At 39.1% G+C, this 23,605-nt stretch carries 18 protein-coding genes; 6 read left to right on the top strand and 12 right to left on the bottom strand.

All coding sequences use genetic code 11. The annotated features are described in order from the left end of the window. The first annotated feature begins 26 nt into the window (after window positions 1-26). Window positions 27-920: a prephenate dehydrogenase gene (locus tag Q0H92_RS03070; protein WP_296011809.1), complete on the top strand. Its 894-nt coding sequence runs from the start codon at window positions 27-29 to the stop codon at window positions 918-920. A 29-nt stretch (window positions 921-949) separates the two neighbouring features. Here the strand turns inward: Q0H92_RS03070 and Q0H92_RS03075 are convergent, their stop codons facing one another. From Q0H92_RS03075 to Q0H92_RS03100, 6 genes are all read right to left on the bottom strand, one after another. Beyond that, on the bottom strand, window positions 950-3,091 hold the full coding sequence (locus tag Q0H92_RS03075) for a CHASE2 domain-containing protein (protein WP_296011812.1): 2,142 nt from the start codon (window positions 3,089-3,091) through the stop codon (window positions 950-952). 1 nt (window position 3,092) lies between these two features. Beyond that, window positions 3,093-4,034 carry a M48 family metallopeptidase gene (locus tag Q0H92_RS03080; RefSeq protein WP_296011815.1) on the bottom strand — a complete coding sequence of 314 codons (942 nt, stop codon included), beginning with the start codon at window positions 4,032-4,034 and terminating at the stop codon, window positions 3,093-3,095. Next, window positions 4,034-4,510, bottom strand: a complete 477-nt coding sequence (locus Q0H92_RS03085; RefSeq protein ID WP_296011817.1) for an SH3 domain-containing protein — start codon at window positions 4,508-4,510, stop codon at window positions 4,034-4,036. Before Q0H92_RS03085 ends, Q0H92_RS03080 begins: the two co-directional genes overlap by 1 nt. Window positions 4,511-4,578: 68 nt before the next feature. Continuing rightward, window positions 4,579-4,824 carry a DUF2442 domain-containing protein gene (locus tag Q0H92_RS03090; protein WP_296011818.1) on the bottom strand — a complete coding sequence of 82 codons (246 nt, stop codon included), beginning with the start codon at window positions 4,822-4,824 and terminating at the stop codon, window positions 4,579-4,581. 11 nt (window positions 4,825-4,835) lie between these two features. After that, on the bottom strand, window positions 4,836-5,102 hold the full coding sequence (locus Q0H92_RS03095) for a DUF4160 domain-containing protein (protein ID WP_296011820.1): 267 nt from the start codon (window positions 5,100-5,102) through the stop codon (window positions 4,836-4,838). 35 nt (window positions 5,103-5,137) lie between these two features. Further along, window positions 5,138-8,119, bottom strand: coding sequence for a DNA methyltransferase (locus Q0H92_RS03100; RefSeq protein WP_296011821.1), 2,982 nt, complete (start codon window positions 8,117-8,119; stop codon window positions 5,138-5,140). 598 nt (window positions 8,120-8,717) lie between these two features. On the opposite strand from Q0H92_RS03100, the gene Q0H92_RS03105 reads away from it, so the two are divergent. The 4 genes from Q0H92_RS03105 to Q0H92_RS03120 all read left to right on the top strand — a co-directional run bounded on the left by Q0H92_RS03105 (window position 8,718) and on the right by Q0H92_RS03120 (window position 11,878). Further along, a complete protein-coding gene (locus Q0H92_RS03105) occupies window positions 8,718-9,254 on the top strand; it encodes an adenine phosphoribosyltransferase (protein WP_296011822.1) in 537 nt (178 codons plus the stop codon). A gap of 66 nt (window positions 9,255-9,320) precedes the next feature. Further along, window positions 9,321-10,022 (top strand): purine-nucleoside phosphorylase, encoded by a 702-nt coding sequence (gene deoD / locus Q0H92_RS03110; protein ID WP_296011826.1) that lies wholly within the window; start codon window positions 9,321-9,323, stop codon window positions 10,020-10,022. 155 nt (window positions 10,023-10,177) lie between these two features. Further along, the gene (locus Q0H92_RS03115) at window positions 10,178-11,086 is read left to right on the top strand and encodes a hypothetical protein (RefSeq protein WP_296011828.1); all 909 of its coding nucleotides are present in this window, start codon (window positions 10,178-10,180) and stop codon (window positions 11,084-11,086) included. Next, on the top strand, window positions 11,087-11,878 hold the full coding sequence (locus tag Q0H92_RS03120) for a type I phosphomannose isomerase catalytic subunit (RefSeq protein ID WP_296011830.1): 792 nt from the start codon (window positions 11,087-11,089) through the stop codon (window positions 11,876-11,878). 10 nt (window positions 11,879-11,888) lie between these two features. On the opposite strand, the gene Q0H92_RS03125 is transcribed toward Q0H92_RS03120, so the two are convergent. The 6 genes from Q0H92_RS03125 to tmk are packed head-to-tail and all read right to left on the bottom strand — an operon-like array spanning window position 11,889 to window position 19,116. After that, on the bottom strand, window positions 11,889-12,833 hold the full coding sequence (locus tag Q0H92_RS03125) for a hypothetical protein (RefSeq protein ID WP_296011833.1): 945 nt from the start codon (window positions 12,831-12,833) through the stop codon (window positions 11,889-11,891). After that, window positions 12,830-15,400: a homocysteine S-methyltransferase family protein gene (locus Q0H92_RS03130; protein WP_296011836.1), complete on the bottom strand. Its 2,571-nt coding sequence runs from the start codon at window positions 15,398-15,400 to the stop codon at window positions 12,830-12,832. Before Q0H92_RS03130 ends, Q0H92_RS03125 begins: the two co-directional genes overlap by 4 nt. Window positions 15,401-15,415: 15 nt before the next feature. After that, window positions 15,416-16,288, bottom strand: a complete 873-nt coding sequence (gene metF, locus Q0H92_RS03135) for a methylenetetrahydrofolate reductase [NAD(P)H] (protein WP_296011840.1) — start codon at window positions 16,286-16,288, stop codon at window positions 15,416-15,418. Between the two features lie 21 nt (window positions 16,289-16,309). Beyond that, entirely contained in the window at window positions 16,310-17,758 is a 1,449-nt protein-coding gene (locus tag Q0H92_RS03140) for an NFACT family protein (RefSeq protein ID WP_296011843.1), read from the bottom strand. 51 nt (window positions 17,759-17,809) lie between these two features. Further along, complete coding sequence (locus Q0H92_RS03145) at window positions 17,810-18,439, bottom strand: hypothetical protein (protein WP_296011845.1); 630 nt, start codon at window positions 18,437-18,439, stop codon at window positions 17,810-17,812. A 32-nt stretch (window positions 18,440-18,471) separates the two neighbouring features. Further along, window positions 18,472-19,116, bottom strand: a complete 645-nt coding sequence (gene tmk, locus Q0H92_RS03150; protein ID WP_296011848.1) for a dTMP kinase — start codon at window positions 19,114-19,116, stop codon at window positions 18,472-18,474. Window positions 19,117-19,192: 76 nt separating this feature from the next. Here tmk and Q0H92_RS03155 point away from each other — a divergent pair, with 76 nt between their 5' ends. Next, window positions 19,193-23,593, top strand: coding sequence for a hypothetical protein (locus tag Q0H92_RS03155; RefSeq protein WP_296011851.1), 4,401 nt, complete (start codon window positions 19,193-19,195; stop codon window positions 23,591-23,593). Window positions 23,594-23,605 lie beyond the last annotated feature (12 nt).

Consider the following 23,605-nt stretch of genomic DNA (forward strand, 5'->3'; position numbering starts at 1 on the left):
CAGCTCAACAATAGAAGGATTTCAAATTGAAAAATTTATCAGACTTGACTTATGGAATTGTTGGATTCGGACTTATGGGCGGTTCTCTTGGAAAGGCAATCAGGGAAAATGTGCTTTCAGTTTCTTCTGCCAGCGGAAAAATTTTTGCTGCGGACATAAACGAAGCTTCCCTTTCCTTGGCGAGAGAGCAGCACATTGCGGATGAAACTTTTCTCATCAGCGAAGTTGACTCTATGCTTTGCCAGTGCGACTTTGTTTTTGTGTGCCTTTATCCTCATGCGACTTTGGAATTTTTAATTCAGCACAAAAACGATTTTAAGTCTGGCTCAATTGTAACGGATATAAGCGGAGTCAAGTCTGAAATATTTTCGCATTTGAATGAAATTCTTTCCGGCGGATTTGATTTTATTCCGGGGCATCCGATGGCTGGCAGCGAAAAGGAAGGCTACGCAAATTCCTGTGGTTCAATTTTTAAAGATCATAACTACATTTTAATGCCGCTCAAGCAGAACAAGAGCGAAAATCTGGAGCTTTTTAAGCAGCTTATTTCACTTATGGGATTTACCCGGATTGTAGAAACTGACGCTTTTGTTCATGACCATAAAATTGCGTTTACTTCCCAGCTTTGCCATGTTATTGCGAGCGCGCTTGTTGACAGTGCGGAAGATTCCAAGATAACGGCTTTTGGCGGCGGAAGCTTTGAGGACTTAACTAGAATCGCCATGATTAATGCGCCTTTGTGGACGGAACTTTTTCTTGCAAATAAAAAAGAGCTTCTGCTTCACATTGAAAACTTTGAAAAATCCCTGAACGAACTAAAGGGCTTTATAGAAAAAAGCGACGCTTCTTCCTTGAAGTCTTACCTTGAAAATGTCCGTGAAAAGCGCATTTCCATGAGCCGCATAGAAGTAAAAGTGTAAAGTTTAAAAGCAAATTTGATACAGCCTCTTTACTTCTGAAGCAGTTTGAAAACTCCATCGTCTGGATTGAATTCAACTCCTTCGTAATCACTTTCTTTTGGAAAAGTTCCTTTAAGAAAATAGCAATCAAGAAGATGAATGTAATATTTTGCAACGTTGTCAGTGCTGTTTTTTTCCGCAAGTGAAGAAAATAGTTCTTTTGCTTTTGTGTAGTTTCTTTTATTAAATTCAGCCATTGCATTTTCCCAGCTCTGCATATAATCAAGAAGTTCGGGAGAGGCAAGCGATTTTTCTTCAATCAGTTCATAAAGTCCAATCGGTGTGTTGATGTTTACAACCCGCACACGGTCAAGGGAACGCACAACAAATCTGTCGCCAAGCAATTCTTTTGTGCTTTGGCTTATAAGAATTCCGTTTGTGTGATACTGCTTGTTGACACCTTCAAGTCGGGACGCAAGATTTACATTGTTGCCCATCATTGTATAATTCTTTTTCTTTTCTGAGCCAAAATAGCCTGCAATCATTTCACCTGAATTAATTCCGATTCTAGTGAAAATTGTCTTGCTGTTTGCCACAAGAGTTTTAAATGCAGAATACAAGGATTCTTCCATCCATGAAGGCTTAGGATTTTGCGAATATCGGATAATATCTTGATTCATTACTTGTTCTGCCTTTTTCATTTTTATTGCGGCGGCACACGCGTGAACTGCATGGTCTTGCATTGCAACTGGCGCGCCGACAAGAGCAACAATCGCATCTCCTTCGTATTTATCAACAGTTCCTTTTTCATCAATTATGATGTCAGACATTTTTGTAAGATAAAAGTTTAGAAGGCAGCCAAGCTCTTTTGCTGTGAGCAGCTCGCTAAAGGATGAAAACTTTTGAATGTCTGTAAAAATCGCCGACATTTCAAATTCTTTTCCGCCCAATGTAAACGAAGAAGAGTCATTTATAATTTGATTGACAACATCTTTTGAAAGGCACTGGCTGAACGCAGAACGGATAAAGCGTTTTTGCTTTCCTTCTACAGACAAGCTTACAACAACACTTGCCATTTCTGAAATAACAAAAGCGAACAAAGGCGCAATCATTAAAATCCAAATTCCGTTGTTGAACAAAATTACAGGCACAAGAATTGAAACTGCAATTCCAGCAAATATTCCTGCTGAAATAAAAAATGCAGAAAACCGCGGAGAAATTTTTTCACTTATGACAGCAAACAAAGACGCAAAGAATGCCAGCGCAACCAGCCATAAAAGAGAAATGCAGAATGGAACTTTTTTTATAAAGCTTTCTGTAAGGTAATTGTCCAAAGTTGTAATATGAATTCCAACTCCAGGGTAAACTTGTGAAACCGGCGTTGAGCAAATGTCAAAAAGTCCCGGAGCATAATATGCGCAGAAAATATAAAGGTCATTAAAATCTTCTGGAGACAAAACGCCTTCCTTTCCTTGCAGCCAAAGTTCATGGCTTTCAAGAATATCTTTTGCGCTGTATGGAAAATAATCGTCTATGGATTTTGTAAAACGCAAAAGGGCAGTGTTGTTGCCTACTACAGGAATAGAAGAGAAGTCAGGAGTTTCTTCATTTAAGAAAAGAGGTGCAAGTCCGAGCGTTGGATATTCAGTTCCATTAAATGTGTCAAAAAGGCGAGTGCGGCGGATAATATCATCGCTGTCTTTTGCGCTTGTAATGTTTCCTAGAAGGGCGGCATTGTCATTGATTGGCTTTACAGGCATTAAAGTTTTTCCGTAGTCATCTGCGGAATAAAAAAATGTCTGTATAACTTTTTTGCTTTTTGCCTCTGCCACGCCCAAAGCAATGTCATCTTCCTCTCCATATACAGAAGGCTCTGTGTAAAGAATATCGAATGTGATTGCCTTAGGATTTCCGGCTGAAATAAAATCAATCATTCTTCCATAAGCTTCTCTAGGCCAAGGCCATGACCAGTTGTATTTTTCTTTTGCCCAGTCAATGCTTTCTTGGTCAACAATAATCAGACATATTTCTTCGCAAGGCTGTTTGTATTTTGCCGCGTTTATCATGCGAAGGTCATAGGACTTGTTTTCAAAAGCATTGAATAATCCTGAAAAATGAAAAACTAAAGTTATCAGAATGCTTGAAAGGGCAATGATTATGGCTCTTGTCCAAAGCTTATGTTTTTGGTTCATGTTATTTTATTCCTGCTAAAGCGTTTTCAAATCTTGACTGGCGGACATCTCTACTGATTCCTGTAAAAGTAAAATTTTTAAGAACCTTTTGCACGCTGTTGATTCTGGTTTCTGGCTTTGGATGAGTTTTTCCCCAGCCTGAATCTTCTCCGCTGCTTTTTGTTTTGAGCATTTTCAGGACATCAGTCAAGGCGTTTGGATCATAGCCTGCATCTGCCATAAGCGAAACTGCTTTCTCGTCAGCTTTGAATTCCTGGCCTTTTGTGTATCCAGTTTCTGTAATGACATTCATCATTGAAATGCTGGAACTGGTAAGAAAATCCGCGGACTGCTTTTCCTCTTGATTAAGATTTGAAAACTGCTTTGTGTAGTTTTTTGCCATCATTGCGGAATTTGAAATTGCTTCTGTTGTTCTTACAGTCTTGATTGCTGTGGTTGCGTGCTTAAGCTGGATGTGCGCAATTTCATGTGCAATGATTGCCGCGACTTCATCTTCTGAATTGCAGCATTTCAAAATTCCTGTTGTAATAAAAATGTGCCCGCCGCTTGTAGACAGTGCATTGATTTCATCCGAGTCAAGAATCGCAACGCAGTAATCCTTGTAGATTTTTGGCGTGTCGGAATTCATTGTGATTGCTTTGCAAATTTTATTAACATAAGCAGTTGCTTTTGGAGATGCCGTGTAAAGCTTGTATTCTGTAAGAACATTGGATGCAACAGTTCTTCCGATAAAATATGAGTCCTGCGTTGTAATAGGCTCTGTTGCCCTGTCTATTGATTCAACTGTGCTGCTAGCTTGCTCAAGTGTTTTCTTTATATCCTGAGTTTTTTGAACAGCGGAATTGACTTTGTTTAATGCGCCAAAAATATCAGCGGAAAATGCGGCTAAAGAAACTGATGAAAAAATGCAAACACACAAAATTTTTTTTGATAGCTTTTTCATTATTCTTCACCTCCGGCATTGAGCTGGCCTTCTTTTATAAAAGCAATGGCATCTTTTTCTGAACAGGCATTTGCTTCAATTTTATCAACTTGTGCATACGAAATTTCATTTGCCTGGCTGTAAACTTTTTCAAAAGCCTTGTCCATTCCTTTTCCTGCAAGCCCAAGCTCTTTTGCATTTGCTGAAGTTTTTCCGCTGGTATTTACAATCAGCTTTTTTGCTGTTAAAGACGAATTTGGAAGCCAGCCTTCAATTTTTCCATCCTCAGATGAAATGAAAGACCATGATTTTCCTTTTGAAGTAACTTTGACTTTATCGCCAAGCTTTAAAGTTCCTGCGCTGGACGCAAACTGGGATGCCTTGACTCTGACAATCGCTGAATCCACCTGCACATACTGCGGCTTTGGCTCTGCGGCAAATGCAGAAGAAATATTCAGCGCCATAACTGATAAAAAAATAACTTTGATTTTACTCATGCCCAAAGTATAGCATTGTAACTGCTTGTGTTAAATAGTAAAGATGAGAAAATTTGTATGTACCTGCATTATGGAGCGGTCTTTATTGAATTAAAATACAAATCGTCGGGGCAGATGTCCTGTCCGTTTGCCCATTCGATGTTGAATCCGTTTGGACGCACGGTCTTAAAGTAGGAAAGATTTTTCAGTTCACCGAACCAGGATCCTTTAATGTACGGTTTTACATCAAAAAGCCTTGTTTCTCCGTTGTCAAATCTTAAATTGAGTTTATAGTCATTTTCAGGAGTTACGTTTATTACTGTTGGTCTTAGCATATTCAGCCTCGCTATTTTAACGGATCAATTTTGAAGAACTGCTCGCCTTCGTCAAGAAGCCGCCAGTTTGCCTGCAAGTCTTCCTTGTGAATTTCAATCCATGCCTCAACAAGTTTTTTCTTTGCGGCTGGAATTTTCCCTTCGAGTTGCTCTCCTTCCAGTGAGAACACGGATTCATCATCACCGCAAATGACGTGGATATGCGGAACATGATGCTTTCCACCATGCTCACTTTGCATTCTGATTATAATTCCATAAAACATTGAGATTACAGGCATTTTTGATTCCTCCTTGCTGTAAATATAGCACAGTTTTACCGGTTTTGCGTCAATTTCTCGTACATCCCGAACAGCCGTGCCACAATTTCACTTTCGCTCAAGTTCAGCGGAAAGCCGTACGCCTGAAGGACAGCGTGGTCGTTTTCCTTGTGGGCTTTGCGGAGGTCTGCTGGCATAAAGGTTTCGTCGTAAAGGTCGGCAAGCGAGCAGTCCGGGTATTTTTCTCTTGTGTCCAGAATTTGCTTTGCGGTCTTTTCGATTTTGTCTGCCTGAGCCTGCGTGCAGTGCGGAAGAACATCACACGGATTCGGAACGCCTGACGGTGTTTCTGGTTTTTCCTTGCTGGCGGTTCGGGCATTGAACTTGCCGAAATGACCAGCGGTGGCTTCGACAGGCTTAGCCGCCTGACATTCTGGCGTTACAAACGGGAACGTGTTATAGACGAGCTCTTTTGAGTAACGGTAATCGCTTTTTAGGCGGCCGCAGACTGCGCGCATCCATGCCATGTGGACGTTGCTTGTGATAACGCCGAAATGGAAGAGCGTCGCGTATGGCACAATCTGCACGGCATCGCTTGAAATATTGCCGGATTTCAAGAATCCTACAGGAACATAAAAGCGCCTTTCGGATGAGACTCGCGGAACTATCAGAAAATCCGCCCCTTCTGGCTGCGTAATCTGCGCGAACTGTTCCGGCACTTTGGCGTATCCGTTTGTCGTCTTTGCCTTGGATGAAAGCCTGAACTCGCGCACCGCCGAGACTTTTTCCGAAAGAATCCTGCTTTTTCTGAGCTCCGCCGGGCTTGCGCCTTTTAGCCACAGACACCAGCGTTTCTTGTTGTTGATGAATTCCTCCGCGCCGATATACGGATGAAGATACTTTTCAAGCGCAGGCTCTTTTTTCAGAATTTCTGCGTGTTCTTCCTCGCTTATCACAAAGTTTCCGCCGTCGCGCGGCTGGTTTCCGAAATTCATCTTTGGAACATCGCAGAGAGTCTCCTTGCGGGCTTCTACAAATGAATTTCCGCCCTCGAATAGATACGGACTGATGTTTTTTGCCTGCACGCGTTTTCCGTCGCTTTCGAATATGAGCTTCTGCTGACGGTCAAAGCAGGAGAATCCGACAATCACGCAGTGAACCGCCGCCATGTCGGAGCTTTCGCTTTTCCATTTGAACGTCTGGTACGCGAAGTTTATTTTTACGTGCAGATTGTTCAAAAGCACGTTCCAGAGAATCGGCACCTGCGAGCCTTGGCAGATTGAATTTGTGGAGACAAACGCGGCTTCTGTGTTTGTACGTTGAATCAGGAGCGCGGCTTTTTTGTACCAGCCTGTAACATAGTCCAAATCCTGAACGTCCTTTATGCCGCCGAAGATTTCTTCTATCTCCTTTTTCTGTCCACTTCCCTGCGCCATCATTCTTGCTCCCACGAACGGCGGATTTCCCATGATGTAGTCGTAATAGTGCGCGCTTCCGTCAACATGCGTCGTGATTCCGGCGAAAAGTCCGTCGGCTGGCTGCTCGCCTCCGTCTGCCGGCTTTAGCGTCGCCCAGTCCATTCTAAGCGCGTTTCCCTCTACGATGAATGCGTTCGTGGTGAGCGGCAGAAAGTCTATCGTCTGCCCCATGATTTTTTCGGTCTCGTTAATCATCTGGCTTTCGGCAATCCATAGCGCGGTCTTTGCGACTGTTACGGCAAAGTCGTTTATCTCGATTCCGAAGAACTGGCTGATTTTCACGTGGATGAACTCGTCGAATCCGAACACGCGCTCGCCTTTGTTCAGAAGCGAGATTATTTTGTTTTCAAGCCGACGCAGAGAGAGAAATGTCTCCGTCAGAAAGTTTCCGCTTCCGCAAGCCGGATCAAGGAACGTGAGCGAGCCGAGCTTTTTCTGGAACGCGAACAGCTTTTCCTTCTGTGATTTTGAGAGCGTCTTGTTTCCGCAGATTTCCTCGAATTCCCTGTTTAATGAGTCCATAAACAGCGGGTCGATTACCTTGTGGATATTTTCAATGCTCGTGTAGTGCATTCCGCCCTTGCGCCGCGTTTCCGGGTTCAATGTGCTTTCAAAAACCGCGCCGAAAATCGTCGGGCTTATCTCGCTCCAGTTGAATGCGGCGCAGTCGTTGCAGAGAACGTCAACAATTTCCTGTGTGAAGTTTGGAATCTCGATTTTCTCGTCTTTGAAAAGCCCGCCGTTCACATAAGGAAACGGATTCAGCGATGTGTCGTATTTGTCGCGTTCTTCAATTTTTGTGTCCAGCGCCTTGAAAAGGTTTATGAGCGCGAGCCTTACATTCTGTAGATTGAACGAGCGCAGGTAGTCCTCGAACGCGGTGCGTATTGCAAAAAGTCCCGCGTCCTCGGTGTAGAAGCAGAACACAAGACGCACGCAGAGAATGTTGAGCGAGCGCGCCTGGTCAGCCGTCAATTCGCCGTTCTCGCCTTGCGGAATGAACTCTTTTATAAGCGCGTCGTACATTTTTCCGACAAGCTTTCCTGCGGCAAGGCTGATTTCCTCCTCGCGCCTTATGTTCTCGTTTTTTCTGTTGATTAAGAATTCAAGTCGGTAGAAGTCTTTTTCCAAATCTTTGAGGAAAATCACTTCCGGCGGATTCTGCGGATTTTCCATGTCGTACACGTTGAATTCCGCAAAGTTGCAAACAACAATCCAGCGGGGCTTCTCGCTTGCCTTCATGTCGTTCACGTAGCGTTTTGCCTGCTCGTAAGGCGTAAGAAGCGTTCCGTCCGACTGCTCATAGGCTTTTTTCAGGTCGATTTTTATGCCTTTTTGTTCTATTAAAACTTTCGTTTCGGGAATATACGCGTCAATGTAGTTTGTGTGCGAGAGCTTCACGCGTTTTTCAAATTCAATATATGAGGCCGGATTTCTGATTCCGAGCACTTCGCCTAGAAGCTCAATCCAGAATCTTTGTGTCTCCTGCTTCTCATCTCCCTTGCCGAGCCATTGAGCTGCGAACTTTTTTGCCGCCGCCTGCATTTCATTCTGAGTCATAGGAGCATTATAGCATGAAAAACAGGAGAATGTATTTCTATTCTAAAGGATTTTAGAATTATATATAAATGTAAAAAAAACACATATTTACAGTACCGGCATAGTGGTACTGACAGTCCACAGTGTTACGTATAGGCAGTCGGCAGACTTGTCGACTGCCTATACTCATATCTTCCGATTGCCAGTACGCATACTTGCCGACAGTCAGTACACATATTTGCTGACAGCTTGTCTGCATTGCTTATAGTCAATCTGTATGCGACATTCATATATAGTCTATCTGTATACTGCGTAGACAGCCTGTATTTGGTATGCATATATAAGTTATCTGTAATGCTGTACATAGACTGTATAGCTACCCCATGTACAGTCTGTCAGTGATATTCTTTATACCTTATGCAGATGTTCTGCTATTGCCTTAAAGAACATTGTTCTATAGCTTATGTAGATAATGATACATAGTCTATGTGCATTATTCTCTATAGCTTGTTGACATAAATTGCTATAGTTTATGTATAAAATTGTCGATAGCCTGTCAGTAAGCTCGTATTTGCATTTTGCCTGTATTCAGTTTATAATAAAAAACTCTGGAGTAAACATGAATAAAGATTTTGAGGTTCTTGATAAAGTAATTGGCCGCGTGCCTGATTTTCCCAAAAAAGGCGTTTTGTTTTATGATATAACTGGAGTTCTTCGCCATCCAGAAGCATTCCGCTATACAATTGAGCGTATGGTGGAACTTTACAAGGATAAAAATATTGACGCTGTTGCTGGAATTGAGTCGCGCGGATTTGTATTTGCTGCTCCTTTTGCTCAGGCTATGGGAATTCCTCTTGTTTTGATTCGTAAAAAGGGAAAGCTTCCCGGAAAAACATATACTTGCAAATATGAACTTGAATACGGTTCTGCTGAAATTGAAGTCCACACTGCCGACATTTCAAAAGGTCAGAATATTCTTTTGGTTGACGACCTTATTGCAACCGGCGGAACTTTAAAGGCTGCTGCGAATTTGATAGAGCAGGGCGGAGCTAAGGCAACTGATGTCTTTGGTGTTATAGGGCTTCCTTTCTTGAATTACCAGAAAAAGCTTGAAGGTCTTAACGTTACAACTCTTGTAAATTATCAGTCTGAATAAGTCTTTGTTCTGCCGATTATATGATTTTTGTATCGTTTTATAAAAATTTATGTTATAATTCTAAGTATGAGTACACATATTAATGCAAAAGAAGGAGACATTGCAGAGGCAGTTTTGCTTCCGGGTGATCCTCTTAGAGCTAAATTTATTGCTGAAAATTTCTTGCAGGATGCCAAGTGCTATAATGAAGTCCGCGGAATGTATGGATTTACAGGGCTTTATAATGGAAAAAGAGTTTCTGTTCAGGGAACTGGAATGGGGCAGCCTTCGCTTTCTATTTATGTAAATGAGCTTTTTCAGTTTTATAATGTGCAGAAAGCTGTGCGTGTTGGAACTTGCGGGGCTGTGCAAAAAGATATTGCGCTTAGGGATGTTATTCTTGCTGAAGGCGCGTGTTCAGATTCCGGGCTGAATACAATGAGGTTCAACGGACTTCATTTTGCTCCTGTTGCAGACTTTGAGCTTCTTACAAAGGCTTATTCTGCTGCTGAAAAAATCGGCATAAAACCGAATGTGGGGCTTTGTGTTTCAAGCGATATGTTTTACGATCCAAAGGAAAACTGGAAGCTTTGGGCAGAATATGGAGTCATGGGCGTAGAAATGGAAGCCGCGGAGCTTTATACGCTTGCTGCGAAATTCAAGAGAAAGGCATTGGCTGTTCTTACTGTTAGCGACCATATTCTTCTGGGCGGCGAAACTTCCGCAGAGGAACGTCAGGTTACTTTTACAAACATGATGAAAATTGCGCTAGAAGCTGTTACTGCATAGTTTTTTATAAAACAAAATGTCATGGAAATGTAAGTTATAAATGTCATTGTCGTACTTAATACGACAATCTCTAAATGATTGCAACAGATTATCGGGTCAAGCCCGATAATGACAAAATAAAAACTAAAAAATTTAATTTAACGGGAGAATGAGAAATGAAACCTGTATTGTTGGTTCTTGCAGCTGGAATGGGAAGCCGTTACGGTGGAGTTAAGCAGATTGATTCTGTAGGTCAGCATGGCGAGTGTCTTTTGGACTTTGCGACTTTTGACGCTAAAAAAAGCGGCTTTGGAAAAGTTGTATTTGTAATCCGTCCTGACATTGAAAAAGACTTTAGGGAGCGGCTTTTTGACAGAGTTGCCCGTAACTTTGACGCGGAATATGTTTTTCAGACACATGATTCTCTTTTGACTGCTAGCGAAGCAGAAAAATCTTCTGCGCGTAAAAAGCCTTGGGGAACAATTCATGCTGTTCTTTGCGCTGAAGAAAAAATAAATGCTCCTTTTGCTGTAATAAATAGCGATGACTATTACGGCAGAGAGGCATTTGCAACTTTGGGAAAATATCTTGCGTCTATAAGTCCTGATTCTCCTGAACACGCAATGGTTGGCTATATTCTTGGAAATACCATGAGCAAAAGCGGTTCAGTTAGCCGTGGAGTTTGTTCTGTAAAGGATGGCTACCTTGAGTCGATTGTTGAAAATACAAAAATCAGCTACAAAGGCGACGGAATTATAAGCGAGCTCGACGGCAAGGAAATTCCATTCACAGGAAAAGAATGGGTAAGCATGAATTTCTTTGGATTCAGCTTGAAGGCTTTTGAGCGGTTTCATAAATATTGGGATGATTTTAAAGCTTCTTCAATTGGTGAGCTTAAGGCGGAAGCTTTATTGCCGGTTGCTGCTAGCGACATTGTAAAGAACCATGAAGGCAGCATAAAATTCTTTACTTCTTCTGAAAAGTGGTTTGGAATGACTTATCCAGAGGACCGCGAGATTGTAAAGCAAGAAATTGCAAAGAAAATTGAAAGCGGATATTATCCTGCAAAACTTTGGGAGCATTAAATGAAAAAACTGAACGCTATAAAGTCTGAAAAAATTTGGGGCTATGAAAACTGGATTGCTTCCACTCATAAAAATGGATTTCAAAAAGATTTCTTTGAGATGTGCGGCGGCGATTATCCTCTTTTGGTGAAAGTTATTCAAGCCGACAAGACTTTGAGCGTTCAGGTTCACCCTGATGATGAAAAAGCTGCTCTTTATGAGCATTGCCGTGGAAAAACTGAATGCTGGTATGTTCTTTCAGCAAAGGAAGATACAGAACTTGTCTACGGACTGAATGGAGTTTATAGCGCGAGCGAGCTTAGAAAGGCTATCGAGGCGAATTCTTTGCAGGATTGCCTGCGCTATGAAAAAGTTAAGGCAGGAGATTTTATTTATATTCCGGCCGGAACTGTCCATGCAATCTGCGGCGGCTTGCGTCTTTTGGAAGTTCAGCAGTCAAGCGATATTACTTACAGATTGTACGACTGGGGTCGCGGAAGAGAGTGCCATGTGGAAAAAGGAATTGCCTGCATAAAAGACAGCAGCGTAAGAAAAATTGCGCCTTTCCCTGGAGCTTTTTCTTGTCCGTATTTTTCTCTTGAGGAAATCAATGTTGATGGTTTTTATTCTTCAAAAATAGAAAATGCCAGCGGCAAAAAAAATCCCCATGATATAGTTCTTGGCTTTGTAATTGAAGGAAGCGGAACTGTAAACGGACTTCCTGCAAATGCTGAAGATATTTTTGCATTTGAGCCTGGAGAGTCCGTTGAAATAAAAGGCTGCTTAAAGCTTATGAAAATTTCTGCAAAGTAGCTTTTTAATTTTAGTCTTGTGCTTGGCTTTGATAATTTTTTAGCCACTCTTTAAGCGGAATTGTCCAGTCATCGAAGTTATGGCTTTCTTCAATTAAATTTTTGTACATTTCTTTTATGTAGTTTGTGATTTCTTTTGAGTCGGATTTTTCAACATAAATAGAATCTTTAAACATCGAGTCTATAAAATCAATGGACATTTCTTCTGTTAAAAGTTCTGGCGCAGTTTTTGTTACCATGTATATTGCCGCGAAAATGCAGTTTACGCTATGCTGCTTCATGTACAAAACTGATTCTGCAATTTCTATTCCATGAGTATAAAGCTCGCTGTTCCATTGCTCTTTTTCTGGTTCTGTAAATTCTTCACGTTCAAAAAGCATTTTATAAAATCCGATTGTAAGAACAACAATTGCAATATGCAGACTTGGCACGCAAAGATAATGCGGATCCCAAAACTGAATGCCTTTTGACGCTTTTGTTGTTGGCTTTGGTCGCGCTGTTGTTGTAAGGCAATGCGAATAAATTTTATATGCTTCCTTGTAAAGCATAATCATATAGCGGACATATTCCGCGCTGAGCTTGATTCCTTCAAAACTTCCGTAGCGTTTCATTGTCATGCACATAGGACGAATCCAGTAGTTTACAAAATCAAGATAGCATTGTGCGAATTCCGGCTTGAATGGAATTTTTGAATCCAGCTTGTGGTCTACTCTTTTTACTGGAATGTGTATTATGTGGAATTTTTCAAGATACTGAACTATAAAGAATTTTTGTATTACATTTAAAATAAAAACTGCAAAATATTTAAGGCCTGTCCAGTGAAAAATGAACATTGCATAAGCGTACAAAACATTAAAGCTTTTTAAAGTTTTTCCTAGAGTTTTTTTGATTTTCTTTTGATTTGGCTTTTTTGCATTTTTAATTTTGAATTTATATTTTAGATTTTCTTCTTTCATTTTCCAAAAACTTCCTTTGCTGCTGATACTGTTTCCATTGCGTCCTTTGCATAGAAGTCAGCTCCGATTTTTTTTGCATAATCTGGTGTTAAAACTGCGCCTCCTACTACAATTTTACATTCCAAATTATTTTCTTTTAACGCTTTATGGAGCTGGTTTATTGTTTCTTCCATATTAGCGACCGTTGTAGTCATTAGCGCGCTTAAACCTACAAGCTGGATTTTGTTTTCTATAACTGTTTTTACAACTGTTTCTGCCGGAACATTTTTTCCTAAGTCGATTACTTTGTATCCATAGTTTTCAAGCATTGCTTTGACGATGTTCTTTCCAATATCATGAATGTCGCCAAAGACAGTTGCAATTGCTATAGTTCCTTTTTCTTCCTGCTCTTTTCCTGAAGCTGCAAGAGTTTCTTTTATTTTAAGAAATGAATTTCCCACGGTTTCTGCGCTAAGCAAAAGCTGCGGAAGGAATTTCTTTCCAGTTTCAAAGTCCTTTCCTACATTGTCAAGGGCTGGAACTATGCAGTTATCGATTATTTTTACAGGCGCGTTTTTTTTAAGAAGCTTGGCTGTTGCGTCTGCCGCCTTGTCCTTGAATCCTTTTTCAATTATCTGTATAAGCTCCTTTTCTTCCGCGTTTTTTTCTGTGTCGATTGTTTCAGTTAAATTTTTTTTTTCAGCTTCCTTTTTAGGAGAGGCGATTGGCGTTCCGTTTATCTGAATGGAAATTGTTCCGTCATTAACTGCATCCGAAAGAATTTTCTGCCGTGCTTTTTCAGTTGTAGGATCAAGGGTTCCTGTGTAAGTCTGAATGTAGTCAAGGCAGTTTTCATCAAAGCATCCAAGTGCTCTGTAAGCTCTGTAAGTGTCCATCATCGGAACGCTTGCCGGGTTTATAATTGCTGCGCTAAGCCCTGCTTCAAGTGCAAGCATAAAAAATCTTGAGTTTATAATATCTCTTCTTGGAAGTCCAAAGGAAATGTTGGAAACTCCAAGAACAAACTGAATTCCTTCTTTTCCGAATTTTTCTTTTAAGATTCTGATTGCTTTTACAGTTTCAAGCGATGCCTTTTGTTCTGAACTTACAGTCAGTGTGAGCGTGTCAATAAAAATGTCTCTTACAGGTATTTCGTATTTGGCGGCTTCCTGAATTATTTTTTCAGCGACTTTTACTCTTCCTTCCGCAGTCGGGGAAATTCCGTCTTCATCTATGCAAAGCGCAACAACAGCTCCGCCGTAATGTTTTATTAGCGGAAAAACTTTGTCCATGACTTCTTGCTTTCCGTTGACGCTGTTTACAAGAGCTTTTCCGTTGTAATACCGCAATGCATGTTCCAGAACATCGTTTTCGCTTGAGTCAAGCTGCAACGGCGTATTGAATATTTTTTGAATTGACTTTACAGCTTGAAGCATCATTTCTTTTTCATTTATTCCAGGAAGTCCAACATTTACATCAAGAATATGCGCACCTGAATTTATCTGGCTGTCTGCTTCGTCAATGATGAACTGCATATCGTTGTTCTGGAGCGCTTCCTTGCATTTCTTTTTTCCAGTTGGATTTATGCGCTCGCCGATAATTACAGGTCCTGCCGTTCCGCCTGCCTGAACAGTTTTGTTGTAGGAACAGATAAATGACTGAAACTTTTCTTTGGTTGCTTTCAGTTTTTTTTCTGAAAGTTTTTCTGCCATTGCTTTTATATGGTCTGGTGTAGTTCCGCAGCAGCCTCCAAAAATTGAAACTCCAGACTCAAGGATTTTTTCCTGCGCATTTGTAAATTCTTCTGGAGTTACCTTGAATACGTCTTTTCCGTTTATAACTTCCGGGAGTCCTGCGTTTGGCTGGGAAAGAATTGGAATGTGTGAATATTTGCAGAATTGATTTGCAAGCTCAATGTCTTCTTCAAGGCTTCCGCCGCAATTAAAACCAAGAACATCAACGTGCAGAGATTCAAGATAAGTTACGCAAGTAAGAACATCCGCGCCTGTTAAGGTTCTAAAATTAGGCTGAAACGTCATTGTTGCTATAACAGGAAGACTTGTATTTTCTTTGATTGCAAGGACTGCGGCTTTTACTTCATAAAGGTCGCTCATCGTTTCGATTATTGCAAGATCCGCGCCTGATTTTTCTGCGGCAATTGCAGCTGCCTTGTATGAGTTGTATGCTTCGTCAAATGTAAGAGGTCCGTTTGGCTCAAGAAGTTTTCCAATCTGGCCTGAATCCCATGCGGTAAAGCAAATTATGTTTTCGTTTTGTTTTTTGCATTCAGCGATTGCTTCTTTTACTAGAGCAATTCCTTTTTCAATAAATTCTTGCGCTGAATGAGAAGCGTTTTCAAGTTTGATAGGATTTGCTCCGAAAGTGTTTGTGGTGCAAATGTTGCTTCCGGCAAGTATATATTTTTTGTGAATTTCCTTTATTGCTTCTGAATTGTAAAAATTCAAATCTTCTGGAATGGAGTAGGAAAGCCCTGAAATTTTTTGAATCATTGTTCCCATTCCGCCGTCAAAGAAAACAGGCTCGCGTTTTTGTATTTTATTAAATAGAAAATTTTTAAATTCGCTCAAGACAAACTCCTTTTGCTAGCTGTTCATTGCGGAAATAATTTTATCAACGTTTTTGTAAATTTCTTGGGCAACAGAAGGCTTGTTCATTGTGTAAATATGAATGCCTCTTACTCCGTTTGAAATAAGGTCTATAATCTGGTCTGTTGCGTAAGCGATTCCTGCCTGGCGCATTGCCTCTGGATTTTCAGAAAAGCGGTCGCAAATTGAAAGGAGTTTTGCCGGAATATACGCAGATGAAAGTTTTACCATTTTTGAAACTTGATTGCTGTTTGTAATCGGCATAATTCCTGCAAAAACTGGAACATGAATTCCTTTTGACTGGATTTGGTAGAGATAGCTGTAGAGCATATTGTTGTCAAAAAACATTTGTGTTGTAAGAAAGTCAACGCCTGCATCTATTTTATATTTTAGGTTGTCTATATCTTCTTGCCTGTTATGGCTTTCCGGGTGTCCTTCTGGATAGCAAGCTCCTCCAACGCAAAAGCCTTCGTCCTTTAAAATCTTTGCAAGAACATTTGCGTGCTCAAGTTCTTTGGTCAGCGGATTTGTCATTCCCTGCGGAATATCTCCGCGCAATGCAAGGACATTTTCAATTCCATTTTTCTTCATTTGAGAAATTATATTTTTAGCTTCGTCAATTGTATTTCCAACGCAAGTAAGGTGCGCAAGTGCTGGTGTTCCAAATGATAAAATCTTGGAGGCTATTTCAACTGTGTTTTCTCTGGTTGTTCCTCCGGCTCCATAAGTTACGCTTATAAAATCAGGATTCAGATTGCAAAGCTCCTTTGCCGCGTTAACTGTATTTTCAAAATTTGCCTGCTGCTTTGGCGGAAAAACTTCAAATGATAGAAGCGTCTTTTTTTGTTCAAGAATTTTAGATATTGTCATTTGATTCCTCGGTTTTCTATTCTATAGAATTGCGCTTGCCTTTTCAATTTCATCAAGGCGTTTTAATTTTTCATCATCGATTTTTATAAACAAGTTTTTTTCCTGCGTCGGAATAACAAGCCCTTTTGGTCCGTTTTTTGCCCGGCGCAAGAACTTTACCTGAGTATAGTATAGGTCTGCCTGTTTATTTTTTCTTGCTTTTGAATGATAGACTGCAAGGTTTCCTGCGTAAAGAAGAATTTCAAGAGGAATGGTTTTATTTTTTTGCGCTTTTATAAAAACATATCCGCCGGCGTAATCTCTTGTGTGAAGCCACATATCTTGGCCTTTTACAGTGTGCCTTAAAAGCTCGTCATTTTCAAAAGAATTTCTTCCAACAATTATTGTCCAGCCATCAATTTCATAATGAAGTCCCGGATGCTTTTTTTGAATCTGCTGTTTGGGTTTTGTGTCGTGCCTAAGAAGCTGTTCTATTTTTAAAGTATTTTTTTCTGAAATTATCCGGTTGTATTCTTCGTCTAGCGAAACGATTGCTTTTTTTGCAAGCTCAATGTCATGCTCAAGAGACTCTGTTCCAGATACGGCTTTTTTATATTGCTCATAGTAAGACGCGGCATTTTCCTGCGGACTTAGTTTTTCGTTCAGTCTTATGTGAATTTGTTCGCCTGTGTTGTAGTCCGTGCAATCCAAGTAAGAGCCTTTTATTTGACTTGCGAACGAAAGAATTAAGTCTCCTATGTGTTTTAGTTTTTCTGCATTTTCAAATTCTGATTTCTTTTCTATAAGATGCTGAAGCGCATTTTCCATTTTGCTTCTTTTTACATTGTACCATTTTTCAGCTTGAATAAGGAGATTTTCTCTTGAAAGTTTTCCAGCGCATTCTGTGTAATATAGATTGATTTTTTCATTGAACGAAAGATTTTCTTTGCCTTTAAAAAAATCATTATCGTCAAATGTTCTTATAGGAAATTTTTGAAGTGAAAGTTCTTTTTCTTCTTCAGTTGGAATTTTTTCTTGCGGAGCAAAATATCCGCCTGTGATTTCGCATTTTGCTGGCCTGCGGTACAAGCAGTCAAGAATTTTTCCATTTTCATCTGTTACGATAATATTTGTCGCATTTGACCAAAGCCGGGCATAAATAAAAAGTCTGTCTTTCCAAGTTGAAACATCGAATTTTACGATTCTGTCAAGTCCTAGCTGTTTGCATGAGTTGATTCTCATTCCTTGAACGTGCGATTTTAAAAACTCATTGAATCTTAAAGGCTTTTCATTTTTTGGAGATTTTGAATTCGTTTTGTTTATTCTGCATGACTGCGGCGATGTGCAAATTACAATATTGAAAGGTTCTGCTTTTCCGACAATTTTAAATGAAACTGTGTCGTAACCCGGTTGGATTATTTCTTGTATAAAAGAGCCTTCAAGGTTGAGTTCGCTCAATATTAAATTTATTTCATTGCAGTTTAAGGACATTTTGCAAAGTATATCAGATTTAAAATGGATAGTGAATTGGTATTTAAAAAGTTAGTAGCTTTTCATTTCCATTGATTTTAAATCGTCTATAACTTTGTTAAGTCTTTTTAGTTCCCTGTCTAAAGTTTTTTTGTAATCTAAAGAGCCTGAATTTATACGTTCACGTTCATCTTCCCAGTTTTGAAGTCCTGTTAAAAATAAGAATTTGAATTTCCCAACGTTTGCTTTTTCAGCCCAAAGAGAAGCTTCCTGCCAGTAAATGTATCCTGCTTCATAGCAAGTTTTTGCTTTTTCAAGATTGCGCAAATATTCATCTTTCCAAGGAGCATCGTAAAAATACGCGGCGTTTTTATCGTAAATTCGTCCAAGCCGCAAGTGCTGTTCTATTAATTTTAAATTCAAGTGCATCTGAAAAAGATAACGGTATTTTTCCCATTGAAGCTCATTTTCAATTTTTGTGTATGCGTACAGCGGATTGCAAAAATCTGCTTTAACTGCTTTTTCCAGCCAGTAAATATTTTCGATGCAGTCATCTGGTTGCTGCTGATAATGAACGTGGTAAAGCTTGTAAAAATCTTCTTTATATTTAACCATATAAGCGTCTGATTTTTCTGCTGAAAAAAGAAGCGCGATGAGAAGCAAAAATAAAATTCTGGTTGCTTTAAAAAAAGACTTTTCCACCTTTTGAATATCGGAGAAAATTCCTGTTGTTTTTAGAATATTTTGTAAATTGAATTTATTTCTTTTTCAATTTGCTGGCTGATTTTTTCCTTGTCAAGTGTTGCGTCTATGCGGACTATTTTCATTCCTTTGCCGATTTCTGTTCCGTTGTATTCCGCAAGAACTTTTGCGTATTCTTCTTTTGTCTTTTTTAGGAAATCTATTTTTTCATAAATTTCTCTTTGTCCTCTTGATGAAATTCTTTTTAGTGAAATTTCTGGGTCGATGTCAAAAAAGAATAGAAGGCGCGGCAATGGAAAAAATTTATTCAGTGTCCGTGGAATTTCTGGCGAGCAATCTATGCTTTGGTATGCTAGGCTTGAAAATAGATAGCGGTCGCTCACAACGATTTTTCCTTTTCCGCAGGCGGATTTTATTCCTGTAATTAGTTTGTTTTCTTCTATTATATAGTTTCCATTTATATGTTCATTTCTATCTGCGGCAAAAATATAGGCGGCTGTTTCGTTTGTAACTTGAATTTCACCCTTGAGCATTTTCCGAAGAAATTTTCCAGTTTCTGAAGATGTTGGTTCTGCTGTAAATAAAAAATCCGGTGCTTTTGATTTTAAAATTTCAAGTTGAGTTGTTGTTCCTGCTCCGTCAATTCCTTCGAATACAATAAAATTTTCTAAGACCATGTTAAACAGCTCCGTTGCCTAAATTCGGGCATTTCCTCAAATAATGTTTTCTGTTAAAATATAAGCGAGATTTTTTATGAAATCCAAAGTGTTAAAGACAAGCATTGGCATTTTTATTTTTCTCTTGATAGCTGCGTCTTTTGTTGCTGCGATGAAACCTGTTTATAGCAAAGTTGACGGAGCAATCAGAAGCTATGAGAAAAAAGTTGTGCTGGAGCTTGAAAAAAATACTGGCATGAAAATTTCATACAAATCTTTGTCGCCGTCCATTTTATCAAAAATCTGCATAAAAGGTATAGAGGTTTTGGATTCAAAAAGCGGACAGCAAATTATTTTTGTAAATAAAATTTATGTTCATTTCAGTTTGCCAAAAATCTTAAAAGGTGATTTTGAAAATGATTTTGAAAAACTTTTGGTAAAAGACGCTTCTGTAAATATTATCAGTAAAAAAAATTCTGCAAAAACTGTTTCGCAAGAAAATGGTTCAGCTGAAAATTCTTTTGAAAAAATTGAATCCTTGGTAAAAAAAATTGCCTTCATTCTTCCTTTTGATGTTCAGGTAAAAAATTTTAAATTAAATTTTACTGCGGAAAATAAAAGTTTTTCTTTGGTATTAAAAAATTTTTATTTTGGAAAAAATGAAAATTCTATTGACGCTTGGTTAAAATCCGAAGGAAACTTTTTGTTTTATTCTGGTGAAAAAAGTTTTGGCGCGGCTTTTGCTTTGAACGGAAGGATTTTAAATTCTATTTCTGGAAGTTCCTGCACTGTAAAACTTGACAATTATTCTAAGGCTGACGTTTCGCTTCGGAAATTTGAATTGCTTGCGGCTTATAAAAGTCCCAAGATTGAAATATTTTCTGTGCGTGAAGTTTTTCCTTTTTCCGCGATGCTTTCCTTTGATGTTAGTTCAAAAAAAATTTTAGCAAAGTTAAAGTCGAATTCTTTTGATCCGCTTAAAGTTGTTAGAACTCAAAAACTTCATCCTGTTGTGAATTTTTTTAAGGGAACTATTTTTTCAACTGATTCAGAATTTTCATTTGATTTAAATTCGCTAAAATATAATTGGAAATCAAAAACTTTTTTTTCATTGCCCAGGCGTTTTTCAAAAGATACGCAGACTTTAAATGTTGAAGCTTCAGGAAATAACACTGATATAAATGTAAAAAAAATTTCTGCGTCCGGCGGAATTGTGCAAGGAACTTTTGAAGGTTCTTTTTATATTCCAAAGCTTCAACCTTCTGGATATTTGAATCTTGAACATTATGCTTTTTCTAATGGAAATAAAATTTCTGGTGAGATTTTTTTTGAGCCGCGAAAAGACAAGGGCTTTGATTTTTTTATTCCGCAATTGTATTTTGGAGATTACAGTTGCTTCACGGCTTTTCAAGGATATTCGTCGCTTGGAACGTCTATTGAGCTTGCATTTGAAGCTAGCGATTATTCGCATCTTGAATACGGTGAGCCAGGAACTATAAATGCGAGTGGAAGTCTTCAGCTTGGAAAAAATATGTACTTGCAGGCTTCTGCTGAATTAAAAAATTTCTTTGTTGAAACAGGCGTTAAGACTGGAGCTTTTTTTACAGAAAAAAATGGAAAGAATGTTTTAAACAAAGTTGTTGAAATTTCCGAGCCTTATATTTCAAACGTTGAAGCTTACTTTGCCACAGATTTTAAAGATTACAATTACAATTCTCCGCTTGCAATTTTTGCCAACACAAAAAAAGATAAAGAAGTTTTGCTTTTGTCTGTTGATGGCACAGGCGGAAAAACTGGAACTTCTGTTCAAGTAAGCAAAGCTGATTTGATTTATGGAAAAAATTCATTGAGTGCATCCGGCGGACTTGATGTGGAATTTCCAAAACACCAGATGACATTTTCTTCAGACTTTAGTTTTAACTCGATTCCTTATGCGTTTAATGGACTTTTTGTTTTTGGAGACTGGCTGAATATTTCAGGCGATTACGGACTTGATGTTGCTGTTGACTTTAAAAATTTTATCGACGGCTCTTTGCGTTTTAAGGATTTGCCTGTTTCCGTAAAAGATTTTACGGTTGCATTTTCTTTGGATTCTAATTTTTCAGTTTTGTCAAAAGATGACTGGAACTTTTTTATTGAAAATTTTTCCGCTTCTGAACTTTCTGGAAAATTCCGTTTGAATCCGGAACTTGCTATAAAAGGCGAGGTGAATGAAAAAAGCTTTCTTGCTTCTAGCGTTGTTTACAAAGATTCTTTTGCGCAGCTGGAAGGCGAGGGCTATGCTTTTTGGAATATAAATGAAAAAATTTTTGACAGCTCAACTTTGTCTGTTCAGCTGAAAGATTCAAAAAGTTCTGAAAAAATTTCTTTTCAAGCTGAGCTTACAAATCCTACGAGAGAAATTTTTTCAATAGATAATTTAAAACGCAACTTTTATTTTTCAGCCGGAGCAAAAGTCGAGTCGTTTCCTTTTAGCCGTTTTCTTTTAAGGCAAAATGAAAATAATGTTTTAAATGCGGAACTGTCTGCAAGCGGAACTTTTGAAAATCCGTATTTGTCTGCAAAATTAATAGATTCTTCTGTTCTGCTTGGCGGTTCGAATTTGACGGCATCGGCAGAAGCTTCTTTAATAGAAAATATTTTTACAATTTCAAGCGCGGACATTTCATGGAAAAATTTTCAGATAGATTCAGTTTCTTCAAATATTGACTTTGAAACTTTTTCTGGAACTGCTTCATTAAAAGCCAAGGCTCATGCTGGAGAAAAGAGAATTGAAACGGGAATCGAACTTGCGCTTTCAAATCTTTCTGAAAATCCAGAAGGCTTTTTCCCGGAAGCCTATTCAGTTGAAACAATTTTTGCTTCAGTTGAAAGCGAGCTTGTTACAGATTTTGTTCCGTTTAAATTTTCTGTAATCCGTTCTCCGGGAAGATTCGATATTGTTACTGACGAAAATCTCGGCGCGTTTGGAGAAATTCTTGATGATGGAAAAATCAGTTTTTCTGTTGGCAAAGACAAGCCGCTTCATTTTGATTTGAACGGAAACATAAAAAAACAAATTGTTGATCTTGATTTTGAAAATATTTTCTGGGACGTTTCAAGATGCGCCCGCATTTTTAATTCAAAACTTTTTTCTATTTATTCTGCGATTGTTGAAGGAAATTTAAATTTGTCTGGAGTCATCACAGATCCTGATCTAGACGGACGATTTGTTGTTTCTGATGTTGACTTTAATCTTCCGCAGTTTGTTCCAGAGCATTTTACAACTGCCGAAATGAATGTTGATTTTTCGCAGGAAGAAATTTCAATTCCAGAAACAAACTTTAAAATCAAAGACGGAATTCTTGCGGCGAATGCGGTCGTTTCCTTGGACAGATTGTCGCTTGGAACTCTTGAGCTGAACCTTGCGACTTTGGAAGACGAGGATATTCCAATCGACTCAAAAGTTTCATACTTTAGAATAAAAGGCTACACTTCTGTTGACGCTTCTCTTGTCATGGAAGATCGTTCTGTAAGTTTGAATGGTTCTGTCGGCTTGCGGAATGCTGAACTTTCAGTTTCCATGAACGCCTCTGATTTTACTCAAAAGAAAAAGCCCGCCGCGTCAAACGACATTGACTTTTCAATAAACTTGGATTTGATGATTGGAAAAAAAGTTCAGATTGCGATAAATCCGCTGGTTAGAAGTCTTGTTGCTCCGTCAACTCCGATTTCTGTAAACGCTGATACAGCGACTGGACTTTGGGGAATAAAAGGCGACATTGTTTTGCGCGGAGGAGAAGTTTCGTATTTAAGCCGGAACTTTTATCTTAAGCAAGGTCAGCTGATTTTGGATGAAACCCAGAATAAATTTGATCCTGTTATAACTGTCCGCGCGGAAACTCGTGAGCACGATACAAACGGCGATCCTGTTACAATTACGCTTTCCGCAATTTCGCAGAATATTTCAAGATTCAATGCGGTTCTTTCTTCCAGTCCTGCGAAGTCAGAAAATGAAATTATGGAAATTTTGGGGCAGATTGCTTCAGGCGATGCGTCTTCTGTCGGAAACTTTCTTGTTGCTGCAGGCGACTATGGAGTTCAAGTTACGCTTCTTAGAAAAATTGAAAGTGCATTGCGTGATTTGAGTAATTTTGATATATTTTCTGTCAGAACCACTATCCTGCAGAATTCAATTATGCAGGGACTCAATATGAACAGAGCTTCTGATAATAATTCTATAATTGGTAACTTATTTGACAATTCGACTGTTTATATTGGTAAATACTTCGGCGATGACATTTATGCTGATGCTTTGCTGCATTGGACTTATGACAAGACTAAAGTTGATTCTGGCGGAACTTCGGGCAGCGGTCTTGTTTTTCAGCCGGAAATCGGTTTGGAATTTGAAGCGCCTTTTGCCAACATAAGATGGAATTTTGCTCCTGACTTGGGTGAACTCCAGCAATCGTGGACACAGGCAACTTCTATTACACTGTCATGGCGTGTATCATTCTAACGATATAGAGGA

Source organism: uncultured Treponema sp. (assembly GCF_934725225.1).
GTDB lineage: Bacteria > Spirochaetota > Spirochaetia > Treponematales > Treponemataceae > Treponema_D.

Bases quoted from the DNA above. Each gene is read 5' to 3' on its own strand.
- Q0H92_RS03155 (WP_296011851.1), top strand. From the start codon at position 19,193: ATGAAATCCAAAGTGTTAAAGACAAGCATTGGCATTTTTATTTTTCTC.
- Q0H92_RS03075 (WP_296011812.1), bottom strand. From the start codon at position 3,091: ATGAACCAAAAACATAAGCTTTGGACAAGAGCCATAATCATTGCCCTT.
- deoD (WP_296011826.1), top strand. From the start codon at position 9,321: ATGAGTACACATATTAATGCAAAAGAAGGAGACATTGCAGAGGCAGTT.
- Q0H92_RS03085 (WP_296011817.1), bottom strand. From the start codon at position 4,510: ATGAGTAAAATCAAAGTTATTTTTTTATCAGTTATGGCGCTGAATATT.
- Q0H92_RS03090 (WP_296011818.1), bottom strand. From the start codon at position 4,824: ATGCTAAGACCAACAGTAATAAACGTAACTCCTGAAAATGACTATAAA.
- Q0H92_RS03080 (WP_296011815.1), bottom strand. From the start codon at position 4,034: ATGAAAAAGCTATCAAAAAAAATTTTGTGTGTTTGCATTTTTTCATCA.
- Q0H92_RS03125 (WP_296011833.1), bottom strand. From the start codon at position 12,833: ATGAAAGAAGAAAATCTAAAATATAAATTCAAAATTAAAAATGCAAAA.
- Q0H92_RS03120 (WP_296011830.1), top strand. From the start codon at position 11,087: ATGAAAAAACTGAACGCTATAAAGTCTGAAAAAATTTGGGGCTATGAA.
- metF (WP_296011840.1), bottom strand. From the start codon at position 16,288: ATGACAATATCTAAAATTCTTGAACAAAAAAAGACGCTTCTATCATTT.
- Q0H92_RS03115 (WP_296011828.1), top strand. From the start codon at position 10,178: ATGAAACCTGTATTGTTGGTTCTTGCAGCTGGAATGGGAAGCCGTTAC.
- Q0H92_RS03095 (WP_296011820.1), bottom strand. From the start codon at position 5,102: ATGCCTGTAATCTCAATGTTTTATGGAATTATAATCAGAATGCAAAGT.
- Q0H92_RS03140 (WP_296011843.1), bottom strand. From the start codon at position 17,758: ATGTCCTTAAACTGCAATGAAATAAATTTAATATTGAGCGAACTCAAC.
- tmk (WP_296011848.1), bottom strand. From the start codon at position 19,116: ATGGTCTTAGAAAATTTTATTGTATTCGAAGGAATTGACGGAGCAGGA.
- Q0H92_RS03105 (WP_296011822.1), top strand. From the start codon at position 8,718: ATGAATAAAGATTTTGAGGTTCTTGATAAAGTAATTGGCCGCGTGCCT.
- Q0H92_RS03100 (WP_296011821.1), bottom strand. From the start codon at position 8,119: ATGACTCAGAATGAAATGCAGGCGGCGGCAAAAAAGTTCGCAGCTCAA.